This window comes from Desulforhopalus glucosivorans, assembly GCF_054397165.1.
Map to the genome: position 1 here is coordinate 5,553,323 of NZ_AP044854.1, position 20,779 is coordinate 5,574,101.

General features: G+C 45.0%; 17 protein-coding genes. 10 read left to right on the top strand and 7 right to left on the bottom strand.

Annotated elements, in window-relative coordinates; translation table 11 throughout:
• The first annotated feature begins 76 nt into the window (after nt 1–76).
• The 9 genes from ACX6CI_RS23635 to lipA all read left to right on the top strand — a co-directional run bounded on the left by ACX6CI_RS23635 (nt 77) and on the right by lipA (nt 8,827).
• Nucleotides 77–682 carry a CDP-alcohol phosphatidyltransferase family protein gene (locus tag ACX6CI_RS23635; RefSeq protein WP_458776105.1) on the top strand — a complete coding sequence of 202 codons (606 nt, stop codon included), beginning with the start codon at nt 77–79 and terminating at the stop codon, nt 680–682.
• 69 nt (nt 683–751) lie between these two features.
• Nucleotides 752–1,939: a polymer-forming cytoskeletal protein gene (locus tag ACX6CI_RS23640; protein ID WP_458776106.1), complete on the top strand. Its 1,188-nt coding sequence runs from the start codon at nt 752–754 to the stop codon at nt 1,937–1,939.
• Between the two features lie 338 nt (nt 1,940–2,277).
• On the top strand, nt 2,278–2,724 hold the full coding sequence (locus tag ACX6CI_RS23645) for an Lrp/AsnC family transcriptional regulator (RefSeq protein ID WP_458776107.1): 447 nt from the start codon (nt 2,278–2,280) through the stop codon (nt 2,722–2,724).
• A 56-nt stretch (nt 2,725–2,780) separates the two neighbouring features.
• Entirely contained in the window at nt 2,781–4,043 is a 1,263-nt protein-coding gene (locus ACX6CI_RS23650) for an aminomethyltransferase family protein (protein ID WP_458776108.1), read from the top strand.
• A gap of 21 nt (nt 4,044–4,064) precedes the next feature.
• Nucleotides 4,065–4,460, top strand: a complete 396-nt coding sequence (gene gcvH, locus ACX6CI_RS23655; RefSeq protein ID WP_458776109.1) for a glycine cleavage system protein GcvH — start codon at nt 4,065–4,067, stop codon at nt 4,458–4,460.
• Nucleotides 4,461–4,464: 4 nt separating this feature from the next.
• The gene (gcvPA, locus tag ACX6CI_RS23660) at nt 4,465–5,796 is read left to right on the top strand and encodes an aminomethyl-transferring glycine dehydrogenase subunit GcvPA (protein WP_458776110.1); all 1,332 of its coding nucleotides are present in this window, start codon (nt 4,465–4,467) and stop codon (nt 5,794–5,796) included.
• Complete coding sequence (gene gcvPB / locus ACX6CI_RS23665; RefSeq protein ID WP_458776111.1) at nt 5,796–7,253, top strand: aminomethyl-transferring glycine dehydrogenase subunit GcvPB; 1,458 nt, start codon at nt 5,796–5,798, stop codon at nt 7,251–7,253. The genes gcvPA and gcvPB overlap by 1 nt, the downstream gene beginning before the upstream one ends.
• Nucleotides 7,246–7,944, top strand: a complete 699-nt coding sequence (lipB, locus tag ACX6CI_RS23670) for a lipoyl(octanoyl) transferase LipB (protein ID WP_458776112.1) — start codon at nt 7,246–7,248, stop codon at nt 7,942–7,944. Before gcvPB ends, lipB begins: the two co-directional genes overlap by 8 nt.
• The gene (gene lipA, locus ACX6CI_RS23675; protein WP_458776113.1) at nt 7,925–8,827 is read left to right on the top strand and encodes a lipoyl synthase; all 903 of its coding nucleotides are present in this window, start codon (nt 7,925–7,927) and stop codon (nt 8,825–8,827) included. Before lipB ends, lipA begins: the two co-directional genes overlap by 20 nt.
• A gap of 36 nt (nt 8,828–8,863) precedes the next feature.
• On the opposite strand, the gene ACX6CI_RS23680 is transcribed toward lipA, so the two are convergent.
• From ACX6CI_RS23680 to bamA, 7 genes are all read right to left on the bottom strand, one after another.
• Nucleotides 8,864–9,226 (bottom strand): hypothetical protein, encoded by a 363-nt coding sequence (locus ACX6CI_RS23680; RefSeq protein WP_458776114.1) that lies wholly within the window; start codon nt 9,224–9,226, stop codon nt 8,864–8,866.
• Nucleotides 9,223–10,113, bottom strand: coding sequence for a DMT family transporter (locus tag ACX6CI_RS23685; RefSeq protein WP_458776115.1), 891 nt, complete (start codon nt 10,111–10,113; stop codon nt 9,223–9,225). The genes ACX6CI_RS23680 and ACX6CI_RS23685 overlap by 4 nt, the downstream gene beginning before the upstream one ends.
• Before the next feature lie 64 nt (nt 10,114–10,177).
• Nucleotides 10,178–10,636 (bottom strand): glycine zipper domain-containing protein, encoded by a 459-nt coding sequence (locus tag ACX6CI_RS23690; RefSeq protein WP_458776116.1) that lies wholly within the window; start codon nt 10,634–10,636, stop codon nt 10,178–10,180.
• 96 nt (nt 10,637–10,732) lie between these two features.
• Nucleotides 10,733–11,857, bottom strand: coding sequence for a glycerophosphodiester phosphodiesterase family protein (locus tag ACX6CI_RS23695; protein ID WP_458776117.1), 1,125 nt, complete (start codon nt 11,855–11,857; stop codon nt 10,733–10,735).
• Nucleotides 11,858–11,987: 130 nt separating this feature from the next.
• Nucleotides 11,988–12,659 (bottom strand): HAD-IA family hydrolase, encoded by a 672-nt coding sequence (locus ACX6CI_RS23700; protein WP_458776118.1) that lies wholly within the window; start codon nt 12,657–12,659, stop codon nt 11,988–11,990.
• Between the two features lie 3 nt (nt 12,660–12,662).
• Nucleotides 12,663–16,214 (bottom strand): transcription-repair coupling factor, encoded by a 3,552-nt coding sequence (gene mfd / locus ACX6CI_RS23705; RefSeq protein ID WP_458776119.1) that lies wholly within the window; start codon nt 16,212–16,214, stop codon nt 12,663–12,665.
• 205 nt (nt 16,215–16,419) lie between these two features.
• A complete protein-coding gene (gene bamA, locus ACX6CI_RS23710) occupies nt 16,420–19,110 on the bottom strand; it encodes an outer membrane protein assembly factor BamA (protein ID WP_458776120.1) in 2,691 nt (896 codons plus the stop codon).
• 382 nt (nt 19,111–19,492) lie between these two features.
• On the opposite strand from bamA, the gene ACX6CI_RS23715 reads away from it, so the two are divergent.
• Nucleotides 19,493–20,236, top strand: coding sequence for a double zinc ribbon domain-containing protein (locus tag ACX6CI_RS23715; RefSeq protein ID WP_458776121.1), 744 nt, complete (start codon nt 19,493–19,495; stop codon nt 20,234–20,236).
• Nucleotides 20,237–20,779 lie beyond the last annotated feature (543 nt).

Below are 20,779 nucleotides of genomic sequence, written 5' to 3' on the forward strand. Positions count from 1 at the left end.
CCTTCGAGGTACTTATGCCGTTTATCGGGGTTAGTGCTAGTGTGGCTACCATTGTTAATGAGAAAAGAGACTGAATGTGCTTGACCGTTATGCGATAAAGATATTGAAACAACCTCTGTTTCTCTGCGCTTCTCTACTGAAATCACTTGGGGCGAGGCCGGATCAGGTGACAGTTGTTTCCTTTTTAATCGGGATTCTTGTACTGCCTGCCCTGTATTTTCAGTGTTATGGCTGTGCTCTTGTTTGTATTATAGCAAACCGGGTAGGAGACGGGATAGATGGCGCCTTGGCCCGCATGACACAGGTCAGTGACGGTGGCGGTTTCTTGGATATTGTTCTCGATTTTATTTTTTATGCCAGTGTAGTGCTCGGTTTCGCCCTGGCAAACCCTGAACAAAACGGGCTTGCGGCAGCTCTGCTTCTCTTTTCATTTGTGGGGACCGGGTCGAGTTTTCTGGCCTTTGCGATAATGGCAGAAAGGCGAAGAATCGAGAGCATTACCTACGCCCATAAAGGTATTTATTATCTTGAAGGACTTGCAGAGGCAACAGAAACCATCACCTGTTTTGTTCTGTTTTGCCTGTTTCCTGATTATTTCCCTGTCATTGCCTGCTTCTTTGCAGCCCTGTGTCTCGTTACCACCACGACAAGGGTTGTGGGAGGGTACTTGAGTTTGAAGTAAGGCATGCTATGTTCTTTACTATGGTTTTACGTTTGGTTTTAAGATTGGTTTTTCGGAGTAAGGCATGAGATGATGAAAGATGATACAAGTAAATTTGACCAGTTTATGGTCGTTAAAGGTGACGTTGAAACGGATGCTCCCCTCCTGATAGAAGGAGAGTTACGCGGATCTTTTAAGGGACGAGAACTCATCGTTGGGGAACCTGGCCGTATCGTTGGAGAGGTCAAAGGAGAACGCATTGTCTGTTCAGGTCACATTGAAGGAAATGTAACAACGGGCTCCCTTGCGCTCAAAAAGGGCGGGTGTCAGGTTGGTACAGTGGTGACAGGTAAACTCGAGGTGGAGTCAGGGGCCGTGATTGACTGTGTTTTGCATAGCGGTAACGCTGGAAAGGCCGTTGCTCAACCTTTGGAAATTACAGTTGTTAAGGATACGCAGGTAGATCTTTCAAGGTATCTCAATACATTCTCAGAATCAGATAGACCCTGTTGTATTGAAGTTCCCTGGTCTGAGAGGTTGGAGTTGTACAATCATGTCCTTGATCTCCTGGCCAAAGAAAAGCCACTGATTAAAATTGTTGGAGACAATGGTAGTGGAAAATCAGTATTTGCCAGCAAACTGCTGGCAGAGGCACTGGAACATTATGAACTACTTGAATTAAAAGAGAAGGTAGGTTCAGTCACAACGCTTTTAAAAGAGGTGGCACAAAGCCTTGGTCTTGTGCCGAGTGCTGAACTCACAGGGCAGAGTGAGCTGCTGGCACACATACGAAAAGAACTTTCGCGGCGTGGCGGTGCAGGTGAGAAGGTTGTTCTTGTGATTGATGATGCTGAGACGATGTTTCAGGCGACCATGGAGGGTGTGATTCGTCTATTAAGCGGGGCCTCGGGGGAAGAAGTTGTGAGTGCGGATGAGTATTTACAGATTGTTCTTCTTGGCAAGCCTGAAGTGAAGTCAAACATGGTCGCAACAATACTCGAATATTTTGAGGATGAAACCAATTGTCAGCTCAGTCTTGATCCCTTGTCTATGAAAGATACTGCTGACTATTTACGTCTTGGTTTGCAACTTGCCTCGAAAGGGGAAGATGGTGCGGGGATGTCTCTGCTTCCAAACGAAACGATTAAAGAGGTGCATCTATGCAGTAATGGTTCTATTTCCCAAATTAATTATTTGATGGATCAAGCGCTTAAGAAGGCTCATGTACTCGGTGAACAGTATATTTCTCCAACGCTCATAAAAAACCTGTCTAAGTAGCAGTTTATTAATACCTGATTCCCTTTGTGGGGTGAATATATGAATCCGGTTTGGCAAATGCCAAACCGGATTTTTTTATTTAATAGAGACTACGTTTTATGTCGTGGCGTGTTTTGCTTTCCGTCTCTTGAAAAAATCTGAATGATATCTCCAAATTAAACTGCTCATTTCATTTAAAAATAAAAAACACATAACGAAAATTGATATATAAATACGTAAAGCGTAGAAAAATCATGTTGAAATTATTGTATTCGGAATATATCATAGAGAATGTTGATGTGTGTCTTTCTCGTGCTGAGAGGGGAATCAATTTTGCTTAACCTGTGAGGGGAGTCGTTGTGGAGCTTGATGAAATAAATTTGGCAATCATTAATCATCTTCGGGATGGAAGAATGCCCTATAAAAAAATTGCGGATTCTCTTGGCTTATCTGAAGGAACAATTCGAGCAAGAGTGAAGCGGTTAAAAGAAGAAGGTGTTCTAGATATCACTGCGCTCATCGACCCGGATGCAATGCCGGATCAATCCATTGTCATGGTTGGAGTTAATCTAAAAGATATGGATCTGGTGAAAAAAGGTGAAGAATTCAGCAAGCTCCGTGGGGTGATTTCGGTCTGTGTTGTAACAGGTCGGTTTGATCTGATTCTCACGGTCCTTTTGACAAAGGATTTCAATATGGTCAAGTTTTATACAGAGGAAGTCGCCAAGCTTGAAAATGTCCGCGGGGTTGAGACCTTTGTTGTTTATAAAAGCTTTAATTTAAAGGTCCCTCTACCGGTTATTTGATATTGAGTGTGCATTATTCTACGCGATATAAACGGTCTTTCTAAATGGAGTAATTAATGGAAACGACAAAAAAAACAGTGTTGCATGACTTTCACAGTCAAGCGGGTGCCAATATGGCTCTTTTTGGCAATTATGATATGCCACTCTGGTATAGCACCGGAACGAAGGCAGAGCATCTTACAGTAATTGAAACAGCGGGGATCTTTGATACCAGCCATATGGCTGTGGTCACAGTGAAGGGGAGTGGAGCGAGAAATGTTCTTCAGTACTGCCTCACCAAAGATATGGATAGCTGTATCGGGTTGAAAAAGACACCACTTGTCCCTGGTCGTTGTGTTTACGGCCTGTTTTTAGATGATGGTGGCTTGGTGATTGATGATGCCATTGTCTATAGTCTGGCAGACGAATCGTACATGGTTGTGGTTAATGCTGGTATGGGTGCTGACATTGCCAAACACTTGTCGGGGCAAGGTAAGAATGAAGACGTACAGGTTGAGGACTTAACAGACAAGGTCGGCAAGATGGATATCCAGGGGCCGGACTCAGCGAGGGTGCTCGGGAAAATTATCAAAGACCCGGAGCAACTTTTTGAAAAGATGATGTACTTCTCTTTTAAGGGTGGCTTTGGTTCGTGCGCTGGTACTACAGCGGTACAGCTGCTCGATGGTACTGACATCATGGTTTCACGTACGGGCTATACAGGGGAGTTCGGTTTTGAACTGTTCTGTGACGTGGTCCATCTTACTTCCCTCTGGAACCAGGTTCTTGAGGCGGGGCAGACACATTCTGTCATACCTTGCGGGCTTGCGGCACGGGATTCCCTCCGGGCGGGTGCTGTGCTGCCATTATCCCATCAGGATATTGGCCCATGGCCATTTGCCAACACCCCCTGGTCGTTTGCCATTGCAGAAAAAGATGGTAGCGGAAATTTTACCAAAAAATTCCATGGGGCTGAAGCGTTGGTTGCAAACCGTTGGAATAAACATACCCTTGCCTTTGCCGGTTTTGATCCAAGAAAGATTGGGGCAGATGAGGCAAACTACGTCACAGATGTTGATGGTAACAACATTGGAAAAATCCTCACCTGCACAACTGATATGGCGATAGGTAGGGTTGATGGTGAAATTCAATCCATAGCTGGAAAGACCGGGGCTAAACTCAAGGGACTGTGTTGTGGGTTTGTCCTCTTAGATAAAGAGATGCAAGTGGGAGATGTTGTTCTTCTCACTGACGGTAAAAGAAAGATCAAAGTTGAAATCAGGGCGGATATTCGTCCACAACGAACTGCCAGAAGTGCCATAAGCACTATGGTGGATTAACTTAATGTAAAGAGGTGGGTTGTGAAGGAACTCAGTGAACTGATTTTTGTTGATGGGCTACGTTATACAGAAGACCATGAGTGGGTAAGTGGTGAGGGTGATACCCTTAAGGTAGGAATCACGGATTATGCCCAGGACCAGATGGGGGATATCGTTTTTGTTGAAGCCCCTGAAGTTGGTGATGAGTTGAGTAAGGGCGATGAGTTTGGAACCATTGAGTCTGTAAAAGCCGTATCCGAGTTATATCTGCCCATTGGTGGTGAGGTTGTTGCGGTGAATGAGGATCTCGATGATGGACCCGAGCTTGTAAATGAAGACCCGTATAAGAATTGGCTTATTGAAATCAAACCATCCGATCCAAGTGAGCTAGAGGGTTTGTTAACCCTGGACGCCTACAAGGAGCTACTGAAAGGATAATATCATGCGATACTTGCCTCACACAAGCGATGAAATAGATGCAATGTTAAAGGTTGTCGGGCGCGACCGTCTGGATGAACTCTTCTGTTCGGTTCCTGACGGTTGCCGGTACGATGGAGTGATGGATTTACCTGAGCCCATGAGTGAATGGGAGCTGACCGATCATGCAAGCGAGTTAGCTGAGGCAATGAAAATCAATCATAAGCATAAGGTCTTAATTGGGGCCGGGAGCTATCATCACCATATACCGGCGACAATCCCGGCTCTCATCAGTAGATCAGAGTTTTTAACAGCCTATACACCGTATCAACCGGAGATAGCCCAGGGAACTCTTCAGGGACTCTTTGAATATCAGACTCTTACCGCAAGACTCTTGGGGATGGATGTTGCCAATGCTTCAATCTATGATGGTGCGTCGGCACTTGCAGAAGCACTTCTTATGGGTATTCGTATAGGCAAGAAAAAAAAGAAGGTGGCAATATCAAAAGCAGTGCATCCACATTACCGTGAGGTGGCAAAGACGTATTTGCATCCGACAGAGTATGAACTGATTGAACTACCCTACGGCCCAGATGGAAGAACAAATTTGAGTGGTTTGGCAGAAATTGAAGGCTTGGCAGCAGTTGCCATCCAGTCACCAAACTTTTTTGGGGTGGTTGAAGATCTTGAAAAGCTTGGGGAGGATATCCACGCTGCAGGTGCTCTATTTATCTCAAGTTTTACAGAGCCACTTGCCTATGGTCTCTATAAAAATCCGGGTGAATGTGGTGCTGATATTGTTTGTGGTGAAGGACAGAGTTTTGGTATGCCACGTTCCTTTGGTGGAGCAGGTCTTGGTATGTTTGCCTGTAAAGATAAGTTTACCAGAAATATGCCGGGTCGCTTAGTCGGTGAAACCACCGATGTGGATGGTAAGCGTGGCTTTGTGCTCACACTGTCCACCCGTGAACAGCATATTCGAAGGGAAAAGGCTACTTCAAACATCTGTTCTAACCAAGGTGTCTGCACGCTTATTGCTACCATGTATATGTCATCCCTTGGTGGAACCGGATTGCGCAGTTTGTCAAAGCTTAATTTTGATAAGACGGAATACTTCAAGTCGGCAGTGACAGCAAAGGGTGCTTCAATAGTCTTTGATTCGCCAGGTTTTAACGAAGTTGTGGTCGAGTTTTCCAGCGATTTTAAGCCGGTGTTTGATAGTCTTGTTGAGAAGGGCATTGTGGCAGGGCTTGAACTGGGAAAATATTATCCGGAGCTTGAGGGTAAGTATCTGTTCTGTGTGACAGAGACGATATCAAAAGATGTGATAGATGCAGTTGTTGCGGAGGTGAAATAATGGCCAGTAATCCAGGTACAACCGGACTGATAATGGAGGAACCTCTCCTGTGGGAAAAAGGGAAAAAAGGGCGTTCTGGCATGAGTGTTCCTGTCTCAGATGTTCCTGCTGCAACACCTGAAGCGACGCTTCTGGGAGCGGGACCCGATTTTCCTGATCTCAGTGAAGTGGATGTCGTACGGCACTACACCAGACTCTCCCAATGGAACTTTGGTGTGGATACAGGTATGTATCCCTTAGGGTCCTGCACCATGAAGTATAACCCAAAGATAAATGAGAAATTTGCAGCAACTGCTGAACTGGCGGCGGCCCACCCTATGCTTGCTGATGAATATGTTCAGGGAAACCTGAAGATAATGTATGAGTTGCAGAACTATCTTGGGGCTTTGACTGGTCTTCCTGGAGTTACCTTACAACCGGCAGCAGGTGCCCATGGAGAGCTTACTGGTATGCTCATCTTTGCAGCCTACCATGAAAGTAAAAAATCCAGGAGAACCAAGATCCTTATTCCGGATACTGCCCATGGGACTAACCCTGCGAGTGCTGCTCTTTGTGGCTATAAGCCGGTACCGCTCCCATCCGGACCAAATGGTATCTTGCAGGTTCAGTCTGTAATTGATGCCATGGATGAAGAAACCGCAGGCATCATGATTACCAATCCCAACACTCTGGGACTGTTTGAGACTAACATTCGTGAGATAGCGGATGCGGTTCACGCAAAAGGTGGACTTGTCTATGGTGACGGGGCCAACATGAATGCTGTCATGGGAGTTATTGATGCCAGAAAATGTGGTGTCGATGTCATGCATTTAAATGTGCACAAAACCTTGTCCACTCCCCACGGTGGTGGTGGTCCTGGTGCTGGACCTGTCTGTGTGACCAAGGAGCTGGAAAAATATTTGCCCGTGCCCCGTGCTGTAAAAGTTGGTGATAGTTACGCTTTGGAATATGACTATCCCGATTCTGTTGGCAAGGTGCATGGTTTTCATGGGAACTTTTCTGTACTGTTGCGTACCTATAGTTATATGCGAACCATGGGAGCTGAAAATCTGAAACAGGCCAGCCATTTAGCAGTGCTTAATGCTGCATATATAAAAGAACAGCTAAAGGGAACCCTTAAGCTTGCCTATAACAGACCATGTATGCATGAGGCGGTTTTTTCAGATGAGTGGCAGCAGGAAGATAAAATTACCACCCTTGATATTGCAAAGCGTCTCATCGACCACGGCTATCATCCACCAACCATCTACTTTCCCCTTGTGGTTCATGGAGCAATTATGATTGAACCAACGGAGACTGAGTGTAAGGAAGATATTGATAAGTTTATAGCTGCGGTGAAGGCTGTTGTGGCTGAGGCTAAGACTGATCCTGAACGTCTTAGACAGGCTCCTGTCAATGCTAAGCTGAGAAGGCTTGACGAAACTGCTGCGGCCAGGAGGCCGTGTCTTTGTGGCTGAGACTTCCCATGCAGCATATCTGCTTGATTTAGGTCTCAGTGATTATGCTGAGACCTATCAGCTCCAGCAGGATCTGGTCGCCCAACGGAAAAACGGGGAACTTGCTTCTGACCTCTTTTTAGTGACTGAGCATCCAGCCACCTTTACTCTTGGTAGACGTGGGGGCCGTGAGAACTTAATGGTTTCAGAGGCCTACCTTAAAGAGAATAATATCCCACTTGTCCATATTGAGCGGGGTGGTGATATTACTTTTCATGGAGAGGGGCAGCTGGTTGTCTATCCGATATTTGATCTACGTACATCTCGGATAAAAGTTGCTGATTATGTGGCCCTCCTTGAAGAGGTGATGCTGCAGTTAGCTGCAAAATACAAGGTTATTGCGGGGCGTGATAGTCGTAATAACGGTATTTGGGTGGGAGATAAGAAGCTTGGCAGTGTAGGGATTGCTATTCGCCATGGAATTTCTTTTCACGGGCTCGCTCTTAATGTAAATGTCTCACTGGAACCCTTTTCCTGGGTAAATCCATGTGGGCTTACGGGAGTTGCAATGACAACTCTTGCTACAGAGAGAGGATGTGATATCTTAGTTTCAAGCCTAAAACAGGATTTATCCAGGATCCTGGCATTAGTATTTAAACGTACAATATCTGTTGTTTCGGAGGTACCTCTCAGTGTCACAGTGCAACAATAAAATTCGTGTTGGTAAACCGAAGTGGTTACGTCGTACCCTGCCCACAGGCCCAGAGTATGAAAAAATCCGAAACCTGTTGAATAATCATTCCCTTACTACAGTCTGTCAGGAAGCGAAGTGCCCCAATCAGTTTGAATGTTATGGGGAAGGCACCGCTACCTTTATGATTCTTGGGGAAAAGTGCACGAGAAACTGCAGGTTCTGTGCAGTTGGACATCCTCCTGAATCTCTTCCGGATCCAGAGGAGCCTGAAAGGGTGGCAGAAGCTGTAGCTCTATTGGAGCTTCGTTATGCCGTGGTTACTTCGGTGACAAGGGATGATCTTGCTGATGGCGGGGCGGCTCTTTTTGCAGAGACAATTAAGGCTATTAAAAAGGCACGTCCAGAGACCCTGGTAGAAGTACTTATTCCCGATCTGCAAGGCAATTGGGAAGCACTGGAAACAATTCTTCAGGCTGGGCCTGATGTTCTCAATCATAATGTTGAAACCATTAGCCGTCTCTACCCCGAAGTGCGTCCTCAGGCAATTTATGGCCGGTCTCTTGAATTACTTCAAAAAGTAAAAGAGCTGCAGCCTCAGTTGGTGACCAAGTCAGGCCTGATGGTAGGACTCGGTGAGACTCTTGATGAGCTGTCTGTCACCTGGAGAGATATTCTAAGGTCCGGTACTGATATTTTAACAATTGGTCAATATTTGCAACCCAGTGCGGCTCATCTGGAGGTGCAGCGCTTTATTCCCCCTGAGGAATTTGAAGAATATGCAAAGATGGCTTTAGAAGATGGCTTTGCCGGAGTTGCCTCCGGTGCCTTTGTTCGCTCTTCCTATCAGGCAGAAAAACTGTATCGTAAGGCAGTTCGCGCTTTAGAGCGGAAAAACATCTGAAATTGATAACATACATAGAAGGGGATAGTGGATGAACTATTCCCCTGTAAGTATCAAGTTGTCATCTTGTCGCTCAACCACCTCTTCGGTGAGGAGCAGTTGGACTATCTCCCTTGTGAGTTCTTCACTATTTTTATCTCCCCTTTCAATATGGCTTGCAATAGCCTCCATTGAGGCGACTCCGTTGGAGTCCTTTAACAGTTTTATGGTGGAGAGAAGAAAAAAAACCTTTTTAAACTTTTTACCAAGTATAAAACTGATTCCATAGAGCAGGGCAGCAAGAACTACAGCTATAGAATATTGTCCCTTAGTAACACACGTCGCAATTCCCCATGTGAAAATGCAGATTATCAGAAGAATAACCATGAGTGCGCTTGCGTATCGGAGCTTTAGAGTCATGATTTTTGTGAGAGGAAGACTCCAGACAGGATGAGGAACCCCGCAAAAAATTGGAACAGGGTAAGGGTTTCACCAAGAATCAACCAACCAAGAAGAACAGAAAAGATTGGAATGAGGTTAACGTACATTGCTCCCTTGTTTGCAGGAACACATTTAATGCCGTAGTTAAAAAGGCCATATGCCCCAAGGGTAACAACTGCACCGAGGTACACAATAGCAATTGATGCGGTCTGGTCAAAAGCGTTGGGGATGCTATTTGTTGGAAAAAAGAGTAGGGGGAAATAAAAAAAACAGCCAATAAGAGCCTGGATAGCGGTAAGGAACCATGGAGAGTATCTGTCGGTGAGTGCTTTAAGTGAAATAGTATAGCCAGCGGCACACACCATGGCGAGAAACTCAAGAAAATTGCCAAGTACAGGATTTGGAGCTTCACTACTCGGTGAACTTTCAGCGGTGAGCCAAAGGACTCCAGTAACGGCAAGTACTGCACCAAGCCATGACTTTTTATTCACCCGCTCTTTAAGAAATAGGGCGGCTGTAATCATGACCAAAATGGGTAGCATAGCGGTGATTACACCGGCCTGGGATGCTGTGGTGTTTTCTACAGCTTTCGCTTCAAAAATGAAATAGAGACAGGGTTCACAAAACGCCATGAACAGTATCAGTTTATAGTCACCTTTTCGGTAATGCAGGGAATTGGCAAGTCGTTTACCCACGAGAAGAAAGCAGAGTGAAGCAACCAGCATACGACCGAAAATGACAAACATCGGATCGTATGCGCGAAAGGCAATTTTTAGGGCAATAAAAGAGCTGGACCAGAGGACCATCGCTCCAAGGAGCGCAAGTGTTGGCAGTGGTAGCAGCTTGCTGCCGGAGTTGTGAGTCATGGTCTACACTGGGATGAACAGGTAATCCGGAGTGACTTGGATTACCTGTGATAGGTGTTGTTTCTTAGTTTTTCAGCTCCCACTGGCCTGCGCTGTTTCTGCACGCTGTGGTGTAGGTCTTTTGAGTCTGGCCATCGATGGTTGCAAGAATTTCCGCCTTACGGCAAGGAGTCTGTGGTCGCTGTGGGGACGTGTAGGCAGGTTGTGGTGTTACCTGATATGCGTTGCCGCTATCGGGATTGGTCCAGCTTGAACTCTGACCGGATTGACCAAACTCGTAGGCTTGATTCAATTCTTGCTTATCAAATTTATCCATCTCGTTACCTACGATATAGCCAAGCATGGTACCAACTGCAGCCCCGATAAGGGTTGCTTCGGTGTTTCGTCCAATGGCCTGGCCGATGATGGCTCCACCTGCGGCACCAATTCCAGCACCCTGCGTCCCTTTGCTGAATTGCTGGTTAGCACAGGACGTAAGAGTGAATATAAGTAAAGGTAATAAACAGAGAGCTAGTTTTTTCATTGTACATTCTCCATACTGGGTTTGGGTTAATATGCTCGTAAGACTGTAGCCTATTCAAGGTAAATAGACATCTATTTTTAATAAGATTTTAAAAGATTATTCAACTTCTTCACCATTAAAATCATTGTCAAAATCAGTTGGATTACTGGTTGGATCACTGGTTGGTTTTGGCTGGGACAGTCCTAAATTAGAGAAAAATGGAGGAAGACTTGAGCCATTTTCTTCAACCTGACTCGTCTGTAGAACTTCTGCTGCAGGAATTTCTTCTGGAGCTGCCTGTTGCAGGGAGTCGACATAAAGGCCATCAAAGTCTGCACGTGTAATGTCGTCTCTTCTGGACATGTTATGAGAATCTCTGGAAAGTAGCTTAATATCGTAATTATGAAGAGATTTGGCAAAGGATTGTATGTCAATATCGCCTCCATCTAAGATGTCTTCAGAAAGACTCACTGCGTTGGCGTATGAGGCGAGGATTCTAAGCCCGCTGTTGGTAAAAAGCCAACTGTTTTGGATTCTCCTGGGCGTTGTCTTTAAAAAATCCTGGTTTACTGAAGGCTCTAATTTAATTGCTTGAATCAGTGCATATTTACTGCTGTTTTCTCCTCGTGACCAACGTGATATTTTCTGGAGTTCATCTGGGTTGGAACTTTCAATATAGAGTTTATCTGCAGGATTAAAGGAGAGACGTTCGAGACTGTTTTTGAGCTGCAGACTAACATCCTTGCCCTCTTTATTATAAAACCCGGGTTGCACAAGTGATATTACTGCACCGCTGTTTTTCTGAAAACGATGGTTGAGTGTTTGTATAACATTAAGAATTTCTTCAAGAGTAGATATGCCAAGAGACAAAGCGCTTTGGTCATTTTCAAAAACATTGCTAAGACGCAGCTGACGTAACTCTAAGAGGCTAAAATCTACAGTATAATAGTTGCCGTCTTCCCGGTTTCTGTCAGGAAAAAGATCAGCAACATCTGTTAGCCTGTTGAGTGTTGTATCTCTATAAACGATGAGTTGGTCATCACTGCTCAAATTAACAGGTAGTTCTATAAAATCAGCACCATCTGTTACAGCAACCGTGATGGATACAAGACTGTTCTCGATCAGCTCAGCTCCTCCACCATCCTTTAAGATGGTGATCTTGGTCTCGGCCTTGGTGCTGGCTGGGGCAAAACTGATAATTATAAAAAATATTGAAAAGATGAACCTGCAACTAGTCTTCATGGTGGTATGTAGGTTGAGTGAAATGATAAATAATCCCTCAGAATTCATGAACAAAAATGAGGAGTAGGTTTCTCAGGTGGTAACTATAAAAAAGAGTAGTACAATTACAAGGTGAACATTGTATTGAATATCAAAAGATAAGTCCCTTAAAACTGTCAATTGACGGATAATGTGCAGAATAGACCGGAGCAAGTTTTGAGCTTGGTTTTGCTATATGAATCAAATGTTTAAAGCCATACTCGTGGGCAGAGTCGAGAACTCTTTCTGTGTCATCCACAAAAAGTGTCGTGTTTTTATCAAACCTTTGGATATTCTGAAGTTGTGTCCAGAATTCAACCTGTTCTTTTGCAAAACCTACATCCTGAGAGCAGATGATTTTATCAAAGGCCCCGGCGATATCGATCTTTGCCAGCTTGACAGATAGTGCCTTTGGGTGGGCGTTAGTTACAAGAAAGAGTTCTTTTTCATAACTCTTGGCATGACTTAAAAAATCAATGACATGGGGATGGATATCTACAAGGTGATCAATGTCTTTTTTTAGAGCGCCCACATCTAAACCGAGTCGCTCCGACCAGTAGTCAAGGTCTGTCCATTGCAGTGTGTTTTCAACACTTTTGTATGTGGCAAGGAGTAGCTTACGGCACTCCTCTGGCTCCACCCTGTTTCTTTTCGCATAGACCTCAGGGACATAATGTTCCCAGAAGTAGTCATCATAATATTTATCGAGCAGGGTCCCGTCGAGATCGAGAAAAATCCTATCGATATTCTCCCATATAAACGGCGTATTAAGATTTTTCGTCATGACTTATGTATCGGTTCCTGCAAGTTGATGCAAAGAGTGAAGGGCTTCTGATATTGTAGAAAAAATATGTTCAATGGATGAAAGTTGACCAGGGAACACCAGGCGTCCGTCGGGTGTGAATTTGGGAAAAATCTTTCTTTTTTTGCTGGTGTGTTTTTCAAGGAACTGTAGTGCCAGCTCTGGGGTGAGCGGAGTGTCGTCCATAAAACTAAAGACCACCGAGTCTCTTCCCTGTTCCAGTTTATGTATACGCAGTATCGCCAGGTCCTTTTTAAGGATGACAACCCGGAGAAGGTTGGCGGTTTCATCCGGGATAGGGCCATACCTGTCGATGAGTTCATCCTTCAGATCTTCTAAAACGTCAACAGGAGAAGTGGTAAGGGCCGCTATACGTCTATAGGTAATATAGCGTTGGCTGATATCCGGGATGTAGTTTTCCGGGATATAAGCAGACAGTTGCAGGTTTACCTCCGGATCAATATCTTCCTTAATCTGGCCGGCTTCCCCATGCTGGGCCTGGGCCTTTAAGTCAGCAACTGTTCGCTGGAGAAGATCAAGGTATAGGTCGTAACCTATGGCTGCAATATTTCCACTCTGGGAGACCCCGAGCAGGTTGCCACCACCACGGATCTGGAGATCGCTCATGGCAAGCTTAAAGCCGCCTCCAAGTTCATTACAATCCATAAGGGCACGCAGGCGCTCTTTTGAATCTTTGGTGAGGCTGTCAAGTGAAGGAACCAGCAAGTATGCAAAGGATTGGGTGGTGGATCGTCCGACCCTGCCTCTAAGCTGGTAGATTTCAGCAAGCCCAAGCATGTCAGCTCGGTTGATGATAATGGTGTTGGCTGAAGGGATATCGAGGCCCGATTCAATGATGGTTGTGGCCACCAGTACGTTGACCTTCTTATTCACAAAAGAAACCATGATATCTTCTAGTTCCTTGCCTGCCATTTGACCGTGTGCCACCGCAATTTTAGCATCTGGCACAAGTTCCTGGACCATGGAGGCCATTCGCTGAATGGACTTAACCCTGTTGTGGACAAAAAAGACCTGGCCGCCACGGCGCAGCTCTTTAGTGATTGCCTCCTTGATGACCAGCTCGTCGAAGCGGGCAACAAAGGTTTTCACAGGTTGGCGGTGCTCAGGTGGCGTTGAGATAACAGAGAGGTCACGGATAGAGAGCAGCGACATCTGCAGGGTACGTGGAATAGGAGTGGCTGTGAGGGTCATGATATCAACCTCTGCCCTCAGTTTTTTCAGCTTTTCCTTGTGGGCCACACCAAACCTGTGTTCTTCATCGATAATAAGAAGGCCAAGGTTTTTAAACTGAACATCTTTTGACAGGAGGCGGTGGGTGCCGATGACGATATCAACCTTACCCTCGTTTATATCTCCCAGTAACCTTCGCTGTTCTGCTCCTGTGCGGAATCTGTTGATACAGCCAATGTTTACAGGAAACCCTTTAAGGCGTTCGATAAAGGTCTTGGCGTGCTGTTCTGCCAGTACCGTTGTAGGGACAAGAATTGCGACCTGGTACCCATCTTCAACAACTTTGAAGGCTCCACGTATGGCAACCTCGGTCTTACCGTAGCCAACATCTCCGCAGATAAGCCTGTCCATGGGTTTGTCTGAGGTCAGGTCGTCGATCACATCGTTGATTGAGTTGGCCTGTCCAGGTGTCTCATCAAAGGGAAAGGACTCTTCAAGCTCATGGTAGAGTGGGCCTGGGGCGGAAAACTGGCGCCCTTCTTTAATCTCGCGCTTGGCATAGATGTCGAGCAGCTCCTGGGCCACCTTCCACACCTCTTCTTTTACCTTGGATTTGGTTGTTTTCCACGATTGGGAGCCCAGCTTATCAATCTTGGGGTCCTTATCTGAGAGGCCCTGATATCTTGAAATGAGATTAAGCCTATCCACTGGCAGGTAGAGCTTGTCACCCTCACGGTACTCAATGAGCATGAAGTCTTTTTTTACTGCCTGGAACTCAATGGTGTCGAGGCCACGGTAGATACCAAGACCGTGGTCCCTGTGCACAATGACATCACCCTCGTGTAACTCGGTGAAGCGGACCGGCTCTCCCTTGTTTTTCTTTTTTGATTTGCCGCCAACCCGCATCTCGCCAAAAAGTTCGCTTTCTGAAAGCAGGTGGATCTTAGCCTCAGGAAAGGAAAATCCTTCCGATAGTGGATGGTCGCAGAGGTAGAGAGTATCTGATCTGCCTGATGTGGAAAATTCTTCAAGATTGAGCGGTGAATCAACCAGTTCAACAGAGTGGTTATGTTTACTTAAAAGTTCGGCGAGGTTTTTGGTATGGCGAGAAGATCGACAACAGATGATGACACGGTCTTGCTGGCTCTGCCAATGGACGATCTGGTCTGTCAGTGGGGCAAGTAGTCCAAGTTTTGCTCTTTTAAGTGATATTTCCTGCTTGAGGAGTTGGTGGTTGCTGGTTGTAATTGAGGTTGTCTGTACACCTTGCTCAGGAAAATCACTGATGTTAATTTGAGAAAACGAATTCAGGGCTTTTTCGATTTCGTCTTTATCAAGAAATAGATCAATGGGAGGAAGGGCAGGGGCTCTGTTCTCCCGGGCTGCGAGATAGTTTGTTGCAATGCGCTCTAAGGTGAGCTGCATACTTTGCCGTATTCCCTCAGGGTCTAGAAGAAGGAGTACGCACTCTTTTGGCAGAAAATCAAGAGCGGCTGCACTCTGAATCTTCTGGTTCTGATAGTAGAGAGGAAGGAAAAATTCCATTCCAGCAAAGCGCATGCCCTGGCCGCTTCGCTCCATGAGTCTTGCAGTTTCCTCGCTTTTCCAGTTGTAAGCTTCACCAAGTTCTTCAAAGGTTCTTGCTATTTGTCTTTGCTGTTTTTTATCGCTGCTGAGCAGGATGTCGGTGACTGGTAAGAATATGGCCTGATTGACCTCACCAGTTGATCTTTGGGTGAAGGGATCAAAAGAACGCAGGGAGTCAATGGAGTCACCAAAAAAGTCGAGTCGTAACGGGCCTTCATGGACTTGACCATTTTCCATGGTAAAGGGGGGAGGGAAGATATCAATGATTCCTCCTCTGAGGGAAAAATCACCAATTGACTGGACAAGAGAGACCTTTTCATATCCGAGGTAATTGAGTTGTGCAAGAAGATCGTCCTGATCACAGCTCTCACCCGCTTCAATATATTCTGCGACGTCAGCGAGAAGCTGACTTGGCATAATACGTCTTAGTAGCGCTTCGATGGATGTTATCAGAATAGGGGCTTCACCCTGTCTTAATCGGTATAATGCAGAGAGCCTTTTTGCGGTAATATGCTGATCTGGGGAAAGAGGGGTGTAGGGTGGAATCTCCTGGCCGGGGTAGGTGAGGATTTCTCTGTTGGTAAATAATGTCAGATCATTTTCAAACCCCTGGAGTAGGTGTTCATCCGGCACAATGACGCAACATGGCTGATTTTGACCGATTGCCGCAGTAAGGTGGGCAGGGCTACTGCCGCGCAGTCCTTGTACAGTGGTGGTGGATGATTCCTGTAATGCTGAAACAATAGTATTGTATATCATAAACAAACCCCGGTGAACGGGAAATAAGCCGGGATAAATGCCTCGAAGGTCTTTGCACCTTCGTTTTCTGTTGAACCATGTGTCTGAGTTTGTCTAATGTATGACACAAGTTCAGGGTGAGGCACTAAAATTGCCGGTCATGTGTAAGGCATGACCGGCATAGTATAAAAGTATTGAGATGAGCGGATTAGTGCTGATCCCCGAGTTAGAACGTTCCGCCTACACTGAAATCCCAAACCGATTCATCTTCATCCTCATCCGGGTCGAGGTTATACCCCCAGACGATACGCAGTGGCCCCATGGGGGAGAGCCAGCGAAAACCAAGTCCTGTCGCTTGCTTAATGGAACTGGTTGAATCGAAGAATTCTTCATCGTCGTTCAGTACCTGTCCGGTATCGTAGAAGACAACCCCTTTAATTCCCTGGGAGTCAAGAAGCGGGAAAATAATTTCAGTATTGGTGTACCACATCTTGTCACCACCGATGTCTTCACCGGTATCAGGGTCAGTGGGACTGATGGTCGCGTATTCAAAACCACGGACGGAGTTGAGCCCACCAAGATAAAAACGTTCGTAAACAGGAAGTTTGTCAGTTTCATTTTCAAAGACTTGACCGGCTGCTCCCTTAATATGGAAAACCGTTTTAAGGAACATTGGGAAGTACCAGCTGGTTGAGCCTTCCACTTTAGTAAACTCCGCATCACCGGCTAAAGGACCACCCGCATATTTTACACTGATGGAGTTACGGGAACCTTCCGTGGCGTTGTAACGTAGATTTCTGGTGTCTCGAACGAGAGAGAACTTGAGAGCACTGGTGATATGCAAGTCAACTGAGTTTCTGATAATATATGAAGCATCATCCGAGACATCTGTCAGATCAGTGTCTGTATAACTGTAGTTACCAAATAGTTTCCATTTACCAAAAATAGGATAGCCTATACGAAGACCTCCACCTTTGGAATCCTTGGTGTAATCATCATATTCTCGCTCAGTTTTAAAGAGATCCACACCCCATGAAAGTGCAGAATCATTGAGACTTGGGTTGGTGTAGGCCAAATTATAGAGCGAGCTGGTACTACTGACATTTGCTGAAAGAGACAATGTGTCTCCACGGCCAAGAAAGTTGTTCTCTGAGATTGTACCCATGAGGATGAGTTTATCTTCAGAGCTATACCCCATACCAATACTAAAGGTTCCAGTGCTCTTTTCTTTGACCTGGACAATGACATTCATCCTGTCAGGGTCAGGTGAAGGTTCAGGAGTGATGTTCACTTCCTCGAAAAAACCAAGACGCTGCAAACCCTGGGTACTTGTTCTCAGGGCCTTGGAATCAAACACTCCACCCTCGGCAATTCTCAATTCACGCCGGATGACATTATCACGGGTTCTACTATTTCCGGTAATAGTAATTCGGTTAATATAAACAAGGTTGGCCTTGTCTATATCAAAGAGAATATCCATTCTATTACCGATGGGAGATTTGGTTATACGAGGCCGGATATTTGCAAAAGCATAACCGGATTCGGCGTAATAATCTGTCAACTTGAGGATATCTTCACGGACGGTCTGGCGACTCAACCATTTCTCTTTTCTAATGGAGAGAAGATTGAGGAGTTCATTTTTACCCTTAAGCAGATCTCCTGTGAAATCCACGGTTCCAACACGAAAGCGCGGCCCTTCTGCTATGACAAATTTAATGTAGAGCCATTCCTCTTTCTGGGTGATAACAGGTTCGCCTATTTTGGCCTCTAAGAAGCCGTGGTTATTGTAAAATGCAACTATTCTCTGTCCATCCTGCTCAATCTTATTCATGTCAAGCAGACCTGACTCAGTCAGCCAGGACATGAACCAGCGCTCGCCGGTTTCAATTTCATCAAGCAGGTCGTCATCTTCAAAGGTGGCATTACCCTCAAAAGAGATTTCCTTAATATACACTTCCTTACCTTCGTTAATGGAAAATTCGACAACGGCACCACTGTCATCTGGGTAGCTGATTGTTGATTCCACCTCAGAGTTGTAAAACCCTTTAGTTTTGTACAGTTGCCTAATGGCTTCTTCGGCAAGGTTAATTTTTGCAGGGTTGAGGATAAAGTGTTCTTTAATGTTGGCTGCTTCTTTGACGTCTTCTTCTTTGAGTTCATCAATTCCACTAAAGGTAACTGATTTGATCACCGGTTTTTCAATAACTCGGAATACAACCTTTTTGCCCTTGGGACTATCACTCACGTCAATTTGTACGTTGTTAAAATAGCCCATCTTATAAATGGCTTTCAGGTCAGTACGCAGGGCTTCCTGACTGTATACATCCCCTGGCTTAGTTGTGATTTTTCTCAGGATAGCACCGGAGTCGATACGTTTGTTACCCTCAGGGGCGATTGAACCAATTCTGAAATCCTTATCGAGATAGGTCTCAATTTCCCGGGTAATTTCGCTTAGCATCTTGGGAAGATCATCAAGGGAGTTACCGGTTTTGAAATAGTAGGTAGGACTAGTTGGAGCAAAGAGGTCAAATAGTTTAACGTCCACTGCAACCTGACTGCCGATAATAGTGAGATTACCCGCGGCAATGTTATCAGCCTGGGTCTTGGATGCAATGTTTTGCAGACTGTCTGCTGCTGGTGGCCAACTTTTTGTATAGTCGGCGAGTTTACCGGCATCGCTTCGTGGAAGAAATGAAACCTTTGTATCTTTTGTGCTCAACTGAAGTTTTTCGTCGGCAACTGTTGTCAGTGAACTAACATTCTCGGCACTCTTGACGTTAAGAGGAAGGAAGATTGTTTTTCCTGAACTGGCCCAACTACTTGTGGTCGCTAAAATAAGGGCGCTCAGTAGTATGGAAAAAGAAAAGAAAAATCTTTTCAGATGGCTGCCGGGCAACTGGGGGGTTGGTGAAGTCATGAATAAATTCCTGTGAATGAGATCAAAGACAGTCTGCATCTATAACCTATAAGGTTGTTTCTTTTTGCTGTTTGGAGTGAAAACTCATACTAGTTTGTGCCTTACTCCTGAAAGCCTGTCGTAAAAAACAAGAAACTCAGGAAGTGAATTTGAAATCGTAAGTTCAGTTAAACCACCAAGGCACTTATCCCGTTTATCGGGGTTAGGTAGTTGAGAGTCTTTAGCTATTGAAATCCGACATATTATGCCATGTTTGAGAGTAATTGCAAACTTTGCTGTACCCAATGGACGAAAATTTTCGTAAATTGTATTGTGGAGTACATCTGATCGTTGAAAAACTGGGGTGGAAATCGACTTCTTTTACAAGAGTCGGGTTGTGATTATGTGGGGTAAGCAAATATATGAAGGGTGTCTTGATTTACTATTCCCTCCTGTCTGTCATGTTTGTGGAGTTTCTTCCTGTGGTGATACCAGGGAGTTAATATGCACAGATTGCATGGACGGCCTGAGAATGGTGGGGGATCCGGTTTGTTCTATTTGTGGAATGGAGATCTCTGCAAAAGTGGATGCAAACTATATCTGTGGTGACTGTCTTGTCCGTCCCCCTCCATTTGAGTTGTGTCGTTCTCTTTTTCTGTATGATGATCAGATTCGTAGTTTAATTTCCAGCTTAAAATATCAGAAAGACCTCTCTTCATTACGGGCGATACATCAGCTAGTCCGACTATGTGATTTGAGTGCTTTTGATAGCTGTGATCTTATAGTGCCCGTTCCCCTGCACAGGAAAAGACTTCAGGAGAGGACCTTTAATCAGTCTCTATTGCTTGCAAGGGCATGTTTTGGCAAGAGAGACAAGCGTATCGCAGCGTCCGCTTTACAGCGCACGGTTAACACGGTTCCACAGGTTTCCCTTGATGCCCGGGCAAGAAGAAGAAGCCTGAAAAATGTCTTCAGGACTCATCCTAAAATACCTGTATCGGGTAAGGCTATTTGTTTAATAGATGATGTGTATACTACCGGAACTACTATATCTCAGTGTAGTAGAGCACTTTTACGTGGAGGTGCCGCCTCTGTACGGGGGCTTACCTTCGCGCGAGCAGAAGTGCCACGTCGTGGGAGGAGATAGGTATAGGAAAAATATTAAGAAATAATTTAAAAATTGTTATTCGGCTGAAGCCCGCGTAATGTCGATGTTACAGCACTTTTAGTTGTTCAAAATAGAGATATATTGAGTTATGTTTAGTAATATTGAATAATATTGAGTTTTCGAAATATATTGAATTGTTGATAACTTTGTTGAAAGATGTCTAAATATGCCATATCTCGACAGAAAAAAACAATTGATTCAAATGCTGGAAAATTAAGGGTTGAGGGCTGGTATATTTTTAAACTCAATCAATACGGGGGATCAGGCAGGGTGTGTATGGATGAATCTGAAATGAGAAAAACTTCGTGAAATCGTCTTTGACCAAAAAAAGATATTAGGGTTAATTCACACCACTATTTCACATCGGGTGATTCCACCTGATGCTTCTGCAAATGTTGTAATGATTATACAGTACGTTTTGATATGTGAGGTTTTTCGCAAGAGTGACCTTTTTTGTTGTCTGGAGCGGGTTGATTCATTTGAATCTTGTTTTGTTTTTATGATGAGGGGGCGTTGCTACGC